We start from the raw sequence: 14927 nt of genomic DNA on the forward strand, positions 1-14927 counted from the left end.
GTCCCTTTTTCTCACTCCTGAGATATCTTGTGCAGATCTGAAGTCCTTAACAGGTGCTTTCAGTCTGCCGACCGGCTTGTTCCTTAAGCCACCATCCCTTGCGACAGGATCAAGTTTGCCTTAATGAACCTGACAAACAATAGGCTGAAAACTTTTTTTTGACCCCGGCAGGTTTTTTTACGAAAAGCGTTATAACAACTTTATGATTTGCTTTGCTTTTACCGGAGAAAACGCCTTTTTTTCTTAAGATATAAAAGCGATCTCTTACAGACTCTGTAAGAGATCTCTCACAAGATAAATGACGCTTTACCTTAAGGGATCAATAATCGGTAAAGAAACAAGGAATTGCTCCAGGTTCGCGGCCAGTACCGTCTGCTTTTTAGTACCCAGCTTTTCCAGAATCACTTCCCCGCTCAAATTACATACGGAAATGATTTCCAGCTCGGATGGTGTGGTAGCAATAAAAAACGTAGGCGAATGTTTAAGACGGCGCTTCATAACCAGATGGCCGATCAAGTTTTCCTGCATACGCTCGAAATCGTCTTCGCTCCATATTTGCAGCAGCGTGCAGGGCTGGCCGTTGACCAGCGTCTTCATATCGCCTGCAAACTGCGAGGTGTACCAGGCAACGACGGCAGGCTGAATTTGTAAATCGAGCGCGCGCTCTACGTTTTCCAGGTTTTTGGCGAGGGTAAAGGGCTGCGGCAGCCACCAGACCTCATCGCCAACGGTTTGCTGCACGCAGGGCGAGGGAACGCCATACAGCTCGCTGCTGGCGGGCGGATGACCGCATTCGCTGACCCACCGGTCGCAATAGTTGCGGGTAAAATCAGCCAGGGCGCGGGAGGTTTCATCAATCATTCTTTTTTCACTCTCTGGTGCCTGAGTTACACTAAGGCTATACGTTTTTAGTTGCGTCGCCCGGGCCTTCCCGGCCGCAGACGATTGACCACTTCACCTGTCATATCAGGCTATAAGGTAATGCAATGTCTTCAGATACACATCAGGCGCTGAGCGGCCTGACGTTAGGAAAACCCACAGAGTACCACGACCAGTATCAGCCTTCTTTGCTCCAGGCGGTGCCAAGAAGCATGAACCGTGAGCCGCTGGGGCTTTATCCTGACAGTTTGCCCTTCCACGGCGCCGATATCTGGACGCTGTACGAACTCTCCTGGCTGAATGCCAAAGGCCTGCCGCAGGTGGCGATTGGCGAAGTCAGCCTGGATGCCCACAGCGTTAACCTGATCGAGTCCAAGAGCTTTAAGCTCTATCTTAACAGCTTTAATCAGACCCGCTTTGGTGACTGGGGCGAAGTCCGGGCGACGCTGGAGCGCGACCTCAGCGCCTGCGCGCAGGGCGAGGTCAGCGTTGCGCTGTTCCGGCTGCGGGAAATTGAAGGCCAGCCGATAGGCCACTTCAGCGGCCACTGCATTGACGAGCAGGATATTGAGATCGACAGCTATACCTTCAGCACCGACTATCTCCAGCAGGCCACGCAGCCGGAAGTAGTGGAAGAAAAACTGGTGAGCCATCTGCTGAAGTCCAACTGTCTGATCACCAACCAGCCGGACTGGGGTTCAGTGCAAATCAGCTATCGCGGCCCGCGTATCCAGCGTGAGGCGCTGCTGCGCTACCTGGTGTCGTTCCGGCACCATAACGAATTTCATGAGCAGTGCGTTGAGCGCATTTTCAATGATATCTTGCGCTTCTGCCAGCCGGAAAGCCTGAGCGTTTATGCCCGCTATACCCGTCGCGGCGGCCTGGATATCAATCCCTGGCGCAGCAACGGCGCATTTAAACCCGGCCTGTCCAGGCTGGTACGCCAGTAGCACTTTGCGTACCGTCGCGCATAAACGCACGATAACGTTGTTAACTGTTTGAGAAGAAGGCTAATCTGAAGCGGGCATCGGGTGCCCGGGAACATTTTTTCGCCGTCACGCTCGCCGTTTATCCGGCGGGCTTTTGATGGGGAGCGACCACCGCCCGGACGGGTGTAAAGGAGTTAATTTGATCACACATATCAGCCCATTAGGCTCCATGGATCTGTTGTCTCAACTGGAAGTCGATATGCTGAAGCGCACCGCCAGCAGCGACCTTTACCAACTCTTCCGCAACTGTTCCCTTGCCGTACTTAACTCCGGCAGCCAGACGGACAGCAGCCATGAACTGCTGTCGCGTTTTGAAAACTTTGACATCAACGTGCTGCGGCGCGAGCGCGGCGTCAAGCTGGAGCTGATTAATCCGCCGGAGGAAGCCTTTGTCGACGGTCGCATCATTCGCTCGCTACAGGCCAACCTGTTTGCCGTGCTGCGCGACATTCTGTTTGTAAATGGTCAGTTTGACAGCGGCTTTCAGCAGCAGGACGTGGATGACTCGGTGCGCATCACCAACCTGGTGTTTTCGCTGCTGCGTAACGCCAGGGCGCTGCACGTCGGCGAGCTGCCGAATACCGTGGTTTGCTGGGGCGGCCACTCGATCAACGCCGTGGAATATCAGTACTGCCGCAACGTCGGTTCGCAGCTGGGCCTGCGCGAGCTGAATATCTGTACCGGCTGCGGGCCGGGCGTCATGGAAGCGCCGATGAAAGGCGCCGCCGTGGGCCACGCGCAGCAGCGTTACAAAGAGAGCCGTTTTATCGGCCTGACCGAACCGTCGATCATTGCCGCCGAGCCGCCGAATCCGCTGGTCAACGAACTGATTATCATGCCGGACATTGAAAAACGTCTGGAAGCCTTTGTGCGTATCGCCCACGGCATCATTATTTTCCCGGGCGGCGTGGGTACGGCGGAAGAGCTGCTCTATCTGCTGGGCATCCTGATGAATCCGCAGAACCGCGATCAGGTGCTGCCGCTGATCCTTACCGGCCCGAAAGAGAGCGCCGATTACTTCCGCGTGCTGGATGAGTTTATCGTCAGCACGCTGGGCGAAGCCGCGCGTCAGCACTACACCATTATTATCGATGATGCGGCGGAAGTGGCGCGCCTGATGAAAAACGCTATGCCGAAGGTGAAAGAGCATCGGCGCGAGACGGGCGACGCCTATAGCTTTAACTGGTCAATCCGCATCGCGCCGAATTTGCAGGTGCCGTTTATGCCCACGCACGAAAATATGGCCAATCTTAATCTTTATCCCAATCAGCCTGCCGAACAGCTGGCGGCCTCGCTGCGCCGCGCGTTCTCCGGCATTGTGGCGGGCAACGTCAAGGAGCCTGGGATCAAAGCGATTAAGGAACAAGGCCCGTATAAGATACACGGCGATGCAGAAATCATGCGCCGCATGGACGATTTGTTACAGGGATTTGTTGCCCAGCACCGCATGAAGCTGCCGGGAACGGCCTACATCCCCTGCTACGAAATCATTAAGTAACCCTCAGCGGAGCGGCAGCCGTGCCGCTCAGTATCCACTATGACTATTCATCTGTTGATTATTGATGCGCTGAATCTGATTCGTCGCATCCACGCCGTGCAGGATTCTCCCTGCCAGGAAACCTGTATCCATGCTGTGCAACAGCTTATCCTGCACAGCAAGCCGACCCATGCGGTGGCGGTGTTTGACGACGACGATCGCCACGAAGGCTGGCGTCATCAGCGCCTGCCGGACTATAAAGCCGGACGCGCGCCCATGCCGGACACGTTAAAAACAGAGATGCCGCAGATCCGGGCAGCGTTTGAGGCGGCGGGCGTGGCCTGCTGGCACGCGCCGGGCGAAGAGGCGGACGATCTGGCCGCCACTTTGGCGGTAAAGGTTGCCGACAGCGGCCATCAGGCAACCATAGTGTCGACCGATAAGGGCTACTGCCAGCTGCTGGCACCAAATATTCAAATCCGCGACTACTTTCAGAAGCGCTGGCTGGATTTGCCGTTTATTGAAAAGGAGTTTGGCGTAGCGCCCGCGCAGCTGACGGATTACTGGGGGCTGGCCGGTATCAGCAGCAGTAAGATCCCAGGCGTGGCGGGCATTGGCGCGAAAAGCGCGGCAGAGCTGCTGCAAACCTACGGCTCGCTGGCGGCGATTTACGAGCGGCTGCCGGAAGTGGCGGATAAATGGCGCAAGAAGCTGGAGCAGCAGCAGGAGATGGCGCATCTCTGCCGCGAGGTGGCGACACTGAAAACCGATCTGCATCTGGCCGGCAACCTGAAGGATCTGCGGCTGCCGTAAAGGCAAGCGCGCGTCCCGGGCCTGACGTTGATAACGGACATAGCGGCAACTTCATTGCCGCCTGTCTTTTGACAGCGGTCTGCGGCCCGGACTCTCTTTAGCGCTCGTCGCGGCGTCCTGGCGTCGCGCCCCAGATGCGGCGAATATGCACGGTAACTTCTTCGCGATCGTGATAAAGCTGGCGCGCCTGAATTTGCGCGTTGATGCCGTTGGCCTTCAGCTTTTCGTCGATCATCGCCAGGTTTTGTGAGACTTCTTCATAGCGCTTTTTCATCGGCAGCTTGAGGTTGAAGATGGTTTCACGGCACCAGCCGTTCACCAGCCAGTCGGCCATCAGGTTAGCCACGCGTACCGGTTTTTCCACCATATCGCATACCAGCCAGTAGATGTTGCTGCGCGTCGGGCGATATTTAAAGCCGTCCTCGCGATGGTGGAAAACCTGCCCGGTATCCATCAGGCTCGGCGCCATCGGGCCGTTATCAACGGCGTGCACCATCATGCTGCGCTTCACCAGCTGATAAGTCCAGCCGCCGGGACAGGCGCCCAAATCGACCGCATAAAGGCCGCTGCCCAGGCGTTCTTCCCATTCGTCGGCCGGTACAAAAACGTGAAACGCTTCTTCCAGCTTTAACGTCGAGCGGCTTGGCGCGTCGGACGGGAACTTCAGCCGTGGAATGCCCATAAAGAACGGGGAGTTGTTCTGCGGCAGCGAGTAGCCGACGTAGCAGTAGCCCGGCGCGATAAAAAAGACGTGCACCACGGGACGCTTGTCGCTTTCGTAATTCAGCAGGATGCCCGCCGAGCGCAGGCTGGAACGCAGCGGCACGGTGAACTTGCGGCAGAATTTCAGCAGCTCTTTGCTCTCGTTAGTGTCCGGCACTTCAACCCGCAGCTCGCCGCCCTTTTCCACCACGCCGGTCAGCATCCCCGTCACCGGCGTGACGCGATCCTCAGGAGGCAAATCGCGCAGCAGCTCGCCCACGACGATCATCTGACGCGAAAAAATCAGCTCGCTGAAAGGCAGCTCGCGCAGCAGTTTTTCGGCGTCTTCAGGCTGATAGCATTCAAACAGCACGTAAGCGGAATCTTCCTTTACGCGCGCAAAGCCAAATACTTCTCTGGCTGCGGCTTTCGCGGTGATCTCCGCCGCGCACTCTTTTTCAAAGCCCTGACGGCAATAGAGTAAAACTTTATTCATGGCGTTCTGCCCTTTTCTTCAGACGCAGCGCGCCAATCAACATTAAAACCCAGCCAATCAGGAAGCAGAAGCCTCCTACCGGCGTAACGTAAACCCAAAGCTTAAGATGGGACAGCGCCAGACAGTAAAGGCTGCCGCTAAACAGTACGGTGCCCAGCGCCAGCAGCGCGCTGCTCCAGTAAAACCAGATATTGGCGCGGCTGCGCATCGCTGCCGCCAGGCCCAGGATCGCCAGCGTGTGGAAACCCTGATACTCCAGGCCGGTTTTCAACCAGGCCATTTCGCCCGGCCCCAGTGACCGGCTTAATACATGAGCGCCAAATGCGCCCAGCATGACAAAAACAAACCCGCTGATGGCCGTAAAAATCAGCATTGCACGACTCGACATTCTTATCATCCTCTGAGACAGCACGCGCCGCCGCCCTGGCAACGCATGATTAAGGGTTCAGCTTTCGTAGCGGAAGCGGAATTTTTCCTGTTCGCTGGCCGCTTTTGCCAGGATCCACTGACGAAAGGCGGCTATTTTACCCAGTTCTGCCTGACTGTCATGACAAACCAGATAAAAAGCGTTTTTACTTACCAGCACGTCGTTAAAGGGACAGGCCAGCCTGCCCGCTTCTATCTCCGTTTGCGCCATCACGTTGTTCGCCAGCGCCACGCCCTGGCCGTGGATAGCCGCCTGTAAAACCATCGCGCTGTGGCTGAAAATAGGGCCGTGCTGCACGTTGATATTTACGCCCAGCTGGCGCGTATAGGCCTGCCAGTCGCGACGGGAAGCGTCATGCAGCAGCGTAAAGCGCGTCAGATCGGCAGCCGTTTTAAGAGGATTATCGCCGGTTAGCAGCAAAGGTGAACAGACAGGCAGCAAATATTCGGCATAAAGTTTTTCCACCCGCAGGCCCGGCCAGTTGCCGCGCCCATAGAAAATAGCCACGTCTACGTCATCGGCCAGCTTCTCTTCTTCCCGGTCGACGGCCTGGATACGCACGTCTATCCCCGGATAAGCTGAGTTAAAGCTGGACAGGCGCGGCACCAGCCATTGGATCGCAAAGCTGGGCAGCAGGCTGACGGTCAGCGCGCCCTTCGCGCTCCGTGCCTGAAGCTTGCGGGTAGCGTCGTTCAGCGCGGTGAAAATCTCTTTGATATCCAGGTAGTAGCTCTGGCCTTCCTCGGTAAGCAATAAAGAGCGGTTGCGCCGCCGGAACAGCTTAAGGCCCAGAAAATCCTCCAGTGACTTGATCTGATGGCTTACCGCCGCCTGGGTCACAAAAAGCTCTTCTGCGGCCCGGGTAAAACTGAGATGACGTGCGGCAGCATCAAATACGCGCAGGGCATTTAAAGGAGGAAGACGTTTCGACATGATTACCGGTTACAGAATGTTGGCTTCGGACATAAGGCCGCTGACGCAGCTTTACGTATTAGTTTTTTTTATCCGAGCCATTATAATTTGTCCGTTGAGGATGCACCAGCAAATACCTATAGTTGCCGCACTTCCTGAGCCGGAACGAAAAGCAGTTTGAAATTGAAGCGCTTGCGCGGGGATTTTAGAAGGCTTTTGGCTTGTGGTCGTGATGTTGTGTTTGCAATTGATCTGCCTTTTGCAGATCGGGTAGTCCGACTACCGCTTTTAGATTTACCCTGTCTGTCCATAGAGATTTAATAGCACCGCAAATTGCGGTGCTTTTTTTTGCCTGAAACTTACTGGCCCATTTCAACCATTTCTTTTACGTCTGAACGGTTGATCTGCTGCTTGTTGCCGTTAGCATCTTTGTAGCTGATCATACCGGTATCGTCATCTACTACGGGTTTGCCGTCGGCGACGATGGTACGGCCATCATTGGTATGCATAACATAATTGCTTGAGCAGGCAGCCAGGGCAAAAGTCATGGCGCAGGCGGCCATAATAGCAGCAAATTTTTTCATCTTTATATCTCCTTGCAGATAGTAATGCGATAAACCACCCGCAATGCGCGATCCCGAGGCAAAAAGCGAGTAAATTGCCTGTCCTGAGAAAGCTTATTTGCGGGTAATAGTTTAAACCTTGCATAAATCAGGATAACTCGCTTTTCAGACATTGCCAGGAAAGCGCCTGTAATTCAGTTGGATTCGGTAAAAACCGCATCAATCCACCCTTATTCGAGGAGAACATGAGCATATTTTCGCCTGTTCATTTTCGCCAGCAGTTTCCCGCGTTGGACGAAGCCGGCATCTATCTTGACAGCGCGGCCACCACGCTGAAGCCAGCGGCGGTGATTGAAGCCACCCAGGCGTTCTACAGTCAGGGGGCCGGAACCGTGCATCGCAGCCAGTTTGCCGCCGCGCGTGCGCTAACCGACCGCTATGAAAATGCCCGTGGTCAGGTGGCGCGACTGCTGAATGCCCCGCTCGCCAGCAATATTGTCTGGACCAAAGGCACCACGGAAGCGATCAACCTGATCGCCCAGGGCTATTTTCGACCACGCCTGCGGCCAGGCGATGAGATCGTCGTCAGCGAAGCCGAGCATCACGCCAATCTGGTGCCATGGCTGATGGTGGCTGAGCAGACCGGCGCCAAAGTGGTGAAGTGGCCGATCGGCAAAGATTTGCTGCCCGGCATCGCGACGCTGGAAACCTTACTGAATGCGCGTACGCGGGTGCTGGCGCTTGGACAAATGTCCAACGTCACCGGTGGCTGCCCGGATGTAAGCAAGGCCGTCGCACTGGCGCATCGCGCGGGCGCAAAGGTAGTTATAGACGGCGCGCAGGGCGTGGCGCATCGGCCGCCCGACGTAGCAGCGCTGGATATCGACTTTTATGCTTTTTCCGCCCATAAGCTTTATGGGCCGATGGGGACAGGCGTGCTCTATGGCAAAACAGCGCTGCTGGAAGCGATGCAGCCCTGGCAGGGCGGCGGCAAAATGCTGACCACCGTCAGCTTTGACGGCTTTACGCCGCAGGCGGTGCCCTGGCGCTTTGAGGCAGGCACGCCCAACGTAGCGGGCGTCATCGGGCTGAGCGCGGCGCTGAGCTGGCTGGAAACAGTGGATATGGCGGCGGCAGAAAGCTGGAGCTGCGGGCTGGCCGACGTGGCGGAAGAGCGGCTGGCGGATCTGCCCGGCTTTCGCAGCTTCCGAGCCAGCGGCTCCAGCCTGCTCGCCTTTGATATCGCGGGCGTACACCACAGTGATATTGTTACGCTGCTGGCGGAAAGCGGCATCGCGCTGCGCGCCGGCCAGCACTGCGCCCAGCCGCTGCTACAGACACTTGGCGTCAACGGCACCCTGCGCGCCTCTTTTGCGCCCTATAATACGCTTAACGATGTTGAAGCGCTGGTCAGCGCCATGACCACCGCACTGGAACTTTTGGCAGATTAACTATGACGACTTTACCGGCTCCGCACCCGTTCGGCACGCTGATTACCGCCGACGGCTTAAAACAGACTTTTTCCGCCTTTACGCAGTGGGAAGAACGCTATCGCCAGCTGATTTTGGTGGGAAAACAGCTGCCCGCACTGGCGGAGGAGTGGAAAACGGCGGAAATCGAACTCAGCGGCTGTGAAAACCGCGTCTGGCTTGGACATCGACAGTCGCCCGACGGCAGCCTGCACTTTTACGGCGACAGCGAAGGCCGCATCGTGCGCGGACTGCTGGCGGTGCTGCTGGTCAGCGTGGAAGGAAAGCTGCCCGAAGAGATATTGCAGAGCGATCCGCTGGCGCTGTTTGATGACCTGGGGCTGCGCGATCAGCTCAGCGCCTCGCGCAGCGCCGGACTGGCGGCACTGGCGACAGCGGTAGTGAAGGCGGCGAGCGAAGCGGGTTAAGCAAATCAGAAGCGGCGTCAGCCGCGCGCCGCTTTCGCCATCATTTTTTTCAGCACGTGGGAAACGGCCACGAAGCCGAAAGTGGCGGTGACCATCGTGGCCGCGCCGAAGCCGGAAGCGCAGTCCATCCGCTTTGGCCCTTCCGCCGTACTGCGTGAAGCGCAAACGGAACCGTCCGGCTGCGGATACATCAGCGCCTCGGTGGAAAACACGCAGTCAATACCCAGCTTGCCCTTGCTGTTTTTAACGATATTGAAATCGCTTTTTAACCGTTCGCGCAGCTTAGCCGCCAGCGGATCCTGAATCGTTTTCGCCAGATCCGCCACCTGGATCTGCGTGGGATCGATCTGACCACCCGCGCCGCCGGTGGTAACCAGCGGAATTTTATTACGGCGGCACCAGGCCAGCAGCGCCGCTTTTGGCCGCACGCTGTCGATGGCGTCAATCACATAGGTAAAGCCGCCGCTCATCAGCTCAGCCGTATTTTCCGCAGTGATAAAGTCATCCACGCAGGTCACTTTGCATTCCGGATTGATGGCCAGGATGCGTTGCGCCATTACCTCGGTTTTCGCCTGCCCTACCGTACCTTTCAGCGCGTGGATCTGCCTGTTGGTGTTGGTCACGCAGACATCGTCCATATCAATTAGCGTGATGGCGCCGATACCGGTGCGCGCCAGCGCTTCAGCGGCCCAGGAGCCTACGCCGCCAATGCCGATCACGCAGATATGCGCGTCGGCGAAAAGTTGCAGAGCAGACTGACCATATAAGCGTGCCGTGCCGCCAAAGCGCTGTAGCCAGGCGTCGGAAAGAACCCTCATGATTTACCTCAACGTCGGAAACGGGCCGGAAACGCCGGCCCGTTGACCTTAATTATCGACTGACCAGCGCCGCACCGGCATTGCCATTTTGTGCCATAGAGAAAGGAGAAACGCCCGCGCCCGGCGCCGCTTTCAGCACCCAGACGCGACCGTAGTGGTTATACCAGCCTGCCATATGGCCCGCCTGCTCGCCGATACCCTGATAGATATCAAAGTGCTGGCCCTTAATAGCGCCGCCCACGTCGAGCGCCACCATCACGCGCATTTCATATTTGCCGTTGAACTTGCCTTTATCGTTCAGCAAAGGCACCTCCGCCAGCAGTACCGTGCCCGGCGGGATCAGCGAACGATCGGCGGCCACCGAGGCTTTGGCGATCAGCGGTACCGCGCTCGCGCCGCGTACCGGCGCAAACTCTTCCGGCTTAAAGAAGACAAAGGACGGGTTTTGCTCCAGCAGCTCGCGCACCTCGGCCGGGCTGTGGTTTTCGCCCCATTGGCGGATAGCCTGCATCGACATATCTTCGCGCTTCACTTCGCCGCGATCGATCAGCACCTTACCGATGCTGCGATAAGCATGGCCGTTCTTGCCGCCGTAGCCGAAGAAGGTCAAAGGACGGCCGTTGCCGTAGTCAACGTAGCCGCTGCCCTGCACGTCCATAATAAAGTTATCCATCAGCGAATTGCTGTAACCGATAACGTAACGTTCATCCAGGCCGCCGCTGTAGATTTCCGCTCGGCTTGGCAAACGGCGCTTGCCGCGCGGCGGCATGCGGTATAAAGGATACTGAAATTCGCCCTGGCGGGTGTAGCGGGCATGGATAACCGGCGTGTAGTAACCGGTAAACTGCACGTTGCCATAATTGTCGGTGCCTTCCATCTGATACGCATCCACGCCGTACTGGCGCAGCTGCCGCGTATCACCGCCCGCCATCAGCCAGCTTTTTAGCGCGCTGTAGGTTGAAAGCTGGCGGGAAAACATGGCTGGCGAAGCGGCCTGGATTTCCAGCAGCTGATCGGCAAAATCTTTGCCGTTAACGGGGCGCCCTTTGGCGTTAGGTTGATTAACCAGCCCCAGCGGCTGCTGCAGCTTGCCGTCCTTATACTGCTGGCCGCGATCGGTAGGTTTGGAGGAACATCCCGCAAGCAGGGCGATTAACGCCCCGGTGACCATATACTTTGCCCAACGTCCTTTCATTATTCTCTACCTTTATACGCAATTGCAGGCGAAGATAGCAAAGCGCCCCACAGATTAAAACGTCCTCGCCAAAAAGAAGCGTCGTTTTTGCACAACAATACAACAATCGGCTGACAAATTAAGCAGTAAGGGCGATTTCAGGCGTTAATTTGCAAAAAGGGGTTGCAACAAAATCGCCGGAGAGTATAGTGCGCATCCACGGACGCGGGATGGAGCAGCCTGGTAGCTCGTCGGGCTCATAACCCGAAGGTCGTCGGTTCAAATCCGGCTCCCGCAACCAATTCCCTCCGGGGAAAAGCAGTAAACCTGTCGTGATGGAAGCGCCAGGAAGTTCGGACGCGGGATGGAGCAGCCTGGTAGCTCGTCGGGCTCATAACCCGAAGGTCGTCGGTTCAAATCCGGCTCCCGCAACCATTTTCTCAGGAAAATGTAGTAGTAAAAAAGTCTGCCGTGATGGAAGCGTCAGCATCGGACGCGGGATGGAGCAGCCTGGTAGCTCGTCGGGCTCATAACCCGAAGGTCGTCGGTTCGAATCCGGCTCCCGCAACCAACTAAACACCCTTTCGGGTGTTTTTTTGTTTCTGGCGTTCCAACTTTCTTATTTTATCGGACGACCTGTCGCCGCCCGCTTTCCTATCTTGGTGCTAACGGTGCGCCGTGGGCAAAATAGCCTTTAATCCCTGCCAGAATCGACTCCGCCACCTGACGCTGGAACGCTGCCGTACGCAGTTTGCGCTCCTCCTCCAGATTACTGATAAAAGCCGTTTCCACCAGAATGGAAGGAATATCCGGCGCTTTCAACACCGCAAAAGCCGCCTGCTCCACCTTCTTCTTGTGCAGATGATTAATTTTGCCCATATGTCCCAGCACTTCCTTGCCGAACTTCAGGCTGTCGTTAACGGTCAGGCTCTGTACCATATCGAACATAGTGTGATCAAGGTAGCGATCGCCGCTCATGCTGACGCCGCCGATCAGATCCGATTCGTTCTGCGTTTGCGCCAGATAGCGCGCGGCGGTGCTGGTTGCGCCTTTAGTCGACAGCGCGAACACGGAAGAGCCTCGCGCCGCCCGGCTGGTAAAGGCATCGGCATGAATAGAAACAAACAGATCGGCGCGTAATCTGCGCGCTTTTGCCACCCGCACCTTCAACGGAATAAATACGTCGTCGCTGCGTGTCATATGCGCGCGCATATTGGGCTGCTTATCGATTAGCGCTTTCAACCGACGGGCGATTTTCAGCACCACGTCCTTTTCTTTGGTTTTATGCTTGCCGATAGCACCGGTATCTTCGCCGCCGTGACCGGGATCGATCATGATAATAATCGGACGATCCCGCCCCGCTTTGCCGGGCAACGGCGCGGAAGCGGGCTGGCCGCTTTCCAGCTCGCCTTTATTGTAATCCTGCAACAGCGCCAGCAGCGGATCGTCTTCATGGTTATGGCTGCGGTTTCTGGCCGGATAGAGATCCAGCACCAGGCGGTTTTTGATGCCAGCGACCGGATCGAGCGTAAAGACTTTTGGCGTCACGCTCTGCTTCAGCTCCAGCACCAGCCGCACCGTATGGCGATCGAACTGGCCGACGCGCGCGCTTTTAATATAGGGATCGTCGCTGCGCACCAGATGCCCGACCTGATGCAGGGTCTGATTCAGGTGCACGCCGGAGATATCCACCACTATGCGTTCAGGATGACTTAACGCAAACTGTTTATATTTCAGCGGAGTATTGGATTCCAGCGTGACGCGGGAATAGGTTGAAGACGGCCAGATGCGCACGGCCACAATATGGCTGCTTGCCGCCAGTCCCGCTTTGCTGACGCTCAGCAGCAGCGCTGCGCCAGCGCCCTGTAGCCAGCGACGTCGGCCGGGCGAAGGTAAATCAGACATGCCACTCCAGTAAGAAATTGCTGTTTTGTAAAGAAAAATAAAACCAAAAAACCACCAGGCGCAAAACTGTAGCGAATCCTGCTGCCGGTGTCACCCCCAAAAGCCCTTCACGGGCCGCAGCGTTAAGCTACGTTAAAGAGAAGGTTGAAAATTGGCACTTGCGCCCGCGCGATAAAAGAATAAAAATACATTTTTAGCGAATAATAATTCATAGAGGGTTTGCCGTGAAGGAACGGAGTACCGAGCTGGTTCAGGGGTTTCGCCATACCGTGCCCTATATCAATGCCCATCGTGGTAAGACGTTTGTCATTATGCTGGGCGGCGAAGCCATTGAGCATGATAACTTCTCAAGCATCGTTAATGATATTGGCCTTCTGCACAGCCTCGGCATTCGCCTGGTGGTGGTATACGGTGCGAGGCCGCAGATTGACGCCAATCTGGCGGAGCATCAGCTGGAGCCGGTTTATCACAAGCATACCCGCGTCACCGACGCGCAGTCGCTGGAGCTGGTCAAGCAGGCGGCAGGCCGTTTACAGCTGGATATCACCGCGCGCCTGTCGATGAGCCTCAACAACACGCCGCTCCAGGGCGCGCATATCAACGTCGTCAGCGGCAACTTTATTATCGCGCAGCCGCTGGGCGTGGATGACGGCGTGGATTACTGCCACAGCGGCCGTATCCGCCGCATCGATGAAGAGGCTATTCACCGTCAGCTCGACAGCGGCGCTATCGTGCTGCTGGGGCCGGTTGCCGTTTCCGTGACCGGCGAGAGCTTTAACCTGACCTCGGAAGAAGTCGCCACCCAGCTGGCGATCAAGCTGAAGGCGGAAAAAATGATCGGCTTCTGCGCGGAACAGGGCGTGACCGACAGCGAAGGCGCAATTATCTCCGAGCTGTTCCCGAACGAAGCGCAGCAGCGCATTATCGAGCTGGAAGAAGGCCATGACTATCTGTCTGCGACCGTGCGCTTTTTACGCGGCGCGGTGAAGGCCTGCCGCAGCGGCGTGCGCCGCAGCCACCTGATTAGCTATCAGGAGGACGGCACGCTGTTGCAGGAACTGTTCTCGCGTGACGGTATCGGTACGCAGATTGTGATGGAAAGCGCCGAGCAGATCCGCCGCGCCACCATCAACGACATCGGCGGCATCCTTGAGCTGATCCGCCCGCTGGAGCAGCAGGGCATTCTGGTGCGTCGCTCGCGCGAGCAGTTAGAGATCGAAATCGACAAATTTACGATTATCGAGCGGGATAACCTCACCATCGGCTGCGCGGCGCTCTACCCTTTCCCGGAAGAGAAAATCGGCGAGATGGCCTGCGTCGCGGTACACCCGGACTACCGCAGCTCGTCGCGCGGCGAAGCGCTGCTGGAAAGAGTGGCGCTGCAGGCGCGGCAGATGGGGCTGAAAAAGCTGTTCGTGCTGACCACGCGCAGCATTCACTGGTTCCAGGAGCGCGGCTTTACGCCGGTCGATATCGAAGAGCTGCCGGAAAGCAAAAAGCAGATGTATAACTACCAGCGCCGCTCAAAGGTGCTGATGGCCGATCTGAGCCATGCGCGGATGGCGTAGCGAAAAAGCTATGTACCTGCCTCCAGGGGACGATTAAATCAGCCGTGGAGGCAGTTGAACTCATCGCAGGTGTGGCGTAATATTTAACCAGTTATGTATTGACGACCCCGTCAATATTCCAGAGCAGGATTTAGCTATGTCGCCGCGTGAGCTTAAAGAAAAACAACATCAGGTCTATGCAGAGCGTATGAAAGCGCTTAACAAAGGCCAGCTTGCTCCTCAACCTTTGAGTGAAAAGCCCTGCTATAGCGCCAGTCGTAAGTCTTCTCGTCGGGCTAACGTTAGCTTTGCATAGTGAAAATAAACC

The 14927-nt window shown here is 56.6% G+C and carries 15 protein-coding genes and 3 tRNA genes; 10 read left to right on the forward strand and 8 right to left on the reverse strand.

Annotated elements, in window-relative coordinates; translation table 11 throughout:
- Nucleotides 1-306: 306 nt before the first annotated feature.
- Nucleotides 307-861 carry a SecY-interacting protein gene (gene syd / locus AB6T85_RS14225; RefSeq protein WP_253458814.1) on the reverse strand — a complete coding sequence of 185 codons (555 nt, stop codon included), beginning with the start codon at nt 859-861 and terminating at the stop codon, nt 307-309.
- Between the two features lie 125 nt (nt 862-986).
- Between syd and queF the strand changes: the two genes are divergently transcribed.
- The 3 genes from queF to xni all read left to right on the forward strand — a co-directional run bounded on the left by queF (nt 987) and on the right by xni (nt 4158).
- Complete coding sequence (gene queF, locus AB6T85_RS14230; RefSeq protein ID WP_253458812.1) at nt 987-1829, forward strand: NADPH-dependent 7-cyano-7-deazaguanine reductase QueF; 843 nt, start codon at nt 987-989, stop codon at nt 1827-1829.
- Nucleotides 1830-2007: 178 nt separating this feature from the next.
- Nucleotides 2008-3366 (forward strand): nucleotide 5'-monophosphate nucleosidase PpnN, encoded by a 1359-nt coding sequence (gene ppnN, locus AB6T85_RS14235; RefSeq protein WP_253458809.1) that lies wholly within the window; start codon nt 2008-2010, stop codon nt 3364-3366.
- A 39-nt stretch (nt 3367-3405) separates the two neighbouring features.
- Nucleotides 3406-4158, forward strand: a complete 753-nt coding sequence (gene xni, locus AB6T85_RS14240) for a flap endonuclease Xni (protein ID WP_301252645.1) — start codon at nt 3406-3408, stop codon at nt 4156-4158.
- Between the two features lie 97 nt (nt 4159-4255).
- Here the strand turns inward: xni and rlmM are convergent, their stop codons facing one another.
- The 4 genes from rlmM to AB6T85_RS14260 all read right to left on the reverse strand — a co-directional run bounded on the left by rlmM (nt 4256) and on the right by AB6T85_RS14260 (nt 7279).
- Complete coding sequence (gene rlmM, locus AB6T85_RS14245) at nt 4256-5356, reverse strand: 23S rRNA (cytidine(2498)-2'-O)-methyltransferase RlmM (RefSeq protein ID WP_301730100.1); 1101 nt, start codon at nt 5354-5356, stop codon at nt 4256-4258.
- Nucleotides 5349-5744 (reverse strand): DUF423 domain-containing protein, encoded by a 396-nt coding sequence (locus AB6T85_RS14250; protein ID WP_253458802.1) that lies wholly within the window; start codon nt 5742-5744, stop codon nt 5349-5351. The genes rlmM and AB6T85_RS14250 overlap by 8 nt, the downstream gene beginning before the upstream one ends.
- 57 nt (nt 5745-5801) lie before the next feature.
- Nucleotides 5802-6716 carry a transcriptional regulator GcvA gene (locus tag AB6T85_RS14255; protein WP_369895924.1) on the reverse strand — a complete coding sequence of 305 codons (915 nt, stop codon included), beginning with the start codon at nt 6714-6716 and terminating at the stop codon, nt 5802-5804.
- Nucleotides 6717-7054: 338 nt separating this feature from the next.
- Nucleotides 7055-7279, reverse strand: a complete 225-nt coding sequence (locus AB6T85_RS14260) for a YgdI/YgdR family lipoprotein (protein ID WP_253458800.1) — start codon at nt 7277-7279, stop codon at nt 7055-7057.
- 224 nt (nt 7280-7503) lie between these two features.
- Between AB6T85_RS14260 and csdA the strand changes: the two genes are divergently transcribed.
- Both csdA and csdE read left to right on the forward strand, forming a co-directional pair.
- Nucleotides 7504-8709, forward strand: coding sequence for a cysteine desulfurase CsdA (gene csdA, locus AB6T85_RS14265; RefSeq protein WP_253458798.1), 1206 nt, complete (start codon nt 7504-7506; stop codon nt 8707-8709).
- Between the two features lie 2 nt (nt 8710-8711).
- Nucleotides 8712-9155 carry a cysteine desulfurase sulfur acceptor subunit CsdE gene (gene csdE / locus AB6T85_RS14270; RefSeq protein WP_253458796.1) on the forward strand — a complete coding sequence of 148 codons (444 nt, stop codon included), beginning with the start codon at nt 8712-8714 and terminating at the stop codon, nt 9153-9155.
- 17 nt (nt 9156-9172) lie between these two features.
- On the opposite strand, the gene tcdA is transcribed toward csdE, so the two are convergent.
- Together tcdA and mltA are read right to left on the reverse strand one after the other, a co-directional pair.
- Nucleotides 9173-9973, reverse strand: a complete 801-nt coding sequence (gene tcdA, locus AB6T85_RS14275; RefSeq protein WP_301252649.1) for a tRNA cyclic N6-threonylcarbamoyladenosine(37) synthase TcdA — start codon at nt 9971-9973, stop codon at nt 9173-9175.
- Between the two features lie 52 nt (nt 9974-10025).
- Nucleotides 10026-11168 carry a murein transglycosylase A gene (gene mltA / locus AB6T85_RS14280; RefSeq protein ID WP_301252651.1) on the reverse strand — a complete coding sequence of 381 codons (1143 nt, stop codon included), beginning with the start codon at nt 11166-11168 and terminating at the stop codon, nt 10026-10028.
- 203 nt (nt 11169-11371) lie between these two features.
- Here mltA and AB6T85_RS14285 point away from each other — a divergent pair.
- The 3 genes from AB6T85_RS14285 to AB6T85_RS14295 all read left to right on the forward strand — a co-directional run bounded on the left by AB6T85_RS14285 (nt 11372) and on the right by AB6T85_RS14295 (nt 11718).
- Nucleotides 11372-11448: transfer RNA gene (locus tag AB6T85_RS14285), tRNA-Met, on the forward strand.
- 57 nt (nt 11449-11505) lie between these two features.
- Nucleotides 11506-11582: transfer RNA gene (locus AB6T85_RS14290), tRNA-Met, on the forward strand.
- Between the two features lie 59 nt (nt 11583-11641).
- Nucleotides 11642-11718 (forward strand) — tRNA-Met (locus AB6T85_RS14295).
- Between the two features lie 83 nt (nt 11719-11801).
- Here AB6T85_RS14295 and amiC read toward each other — a convergent pair.
- Nucleotides 11802-13052 carry an N-acetylmuramoyl-L-alanine amidase AmiC gene (gene amiC / locus AB6T85_RS14300; protein WP_253458789.1) on the reverse strand — a complete coding sequence of 417 codons (1251 nt, stop codon included), beginning with the start codon at nt 13050-13052 and terminating at the stop codon, nt 11802-11804.
- A gap of 224 nt (nt 13053-13276) precedes the next feature.
- Between amiC and argA the strand changes: the two genes are divergently transcribed.
- Complete coding sequence (gene argA, locus AB6T85_RS14305) at nt 13277-14620, forward strand: amino-acid N-acetyltransferase (protein WP_253458786.1); 1344 nt, start codon at nt 13277-13279, stop codon at nt 14618-14620.
- A gap of 136 nt (nt 14621-14756) precedes the next feature.
- Nucleotides 14757-14915 carry a hypothetical protein gene (locus AB6T85_RS14310; protein WP_301252550.1) on the forward strand — a complete coding sequence of 53 codons (159 nt, stop codon included), beginning with the start codon at nt 14757-14759 and terminating at the stop codon, nt 14913-14915.
- Nucleotides 14916-14927 lie beyond the last annotated feature (12 nt).

Source organism: Erwinia aeris (genome assembly GCF_041224955.1).
Lineage (GTDB): Bacteria > Pseudomonadota > Gammaproteobacteria > Enterobacterales > Enterobacteriaceae > Erwinia > Erwinia aeris.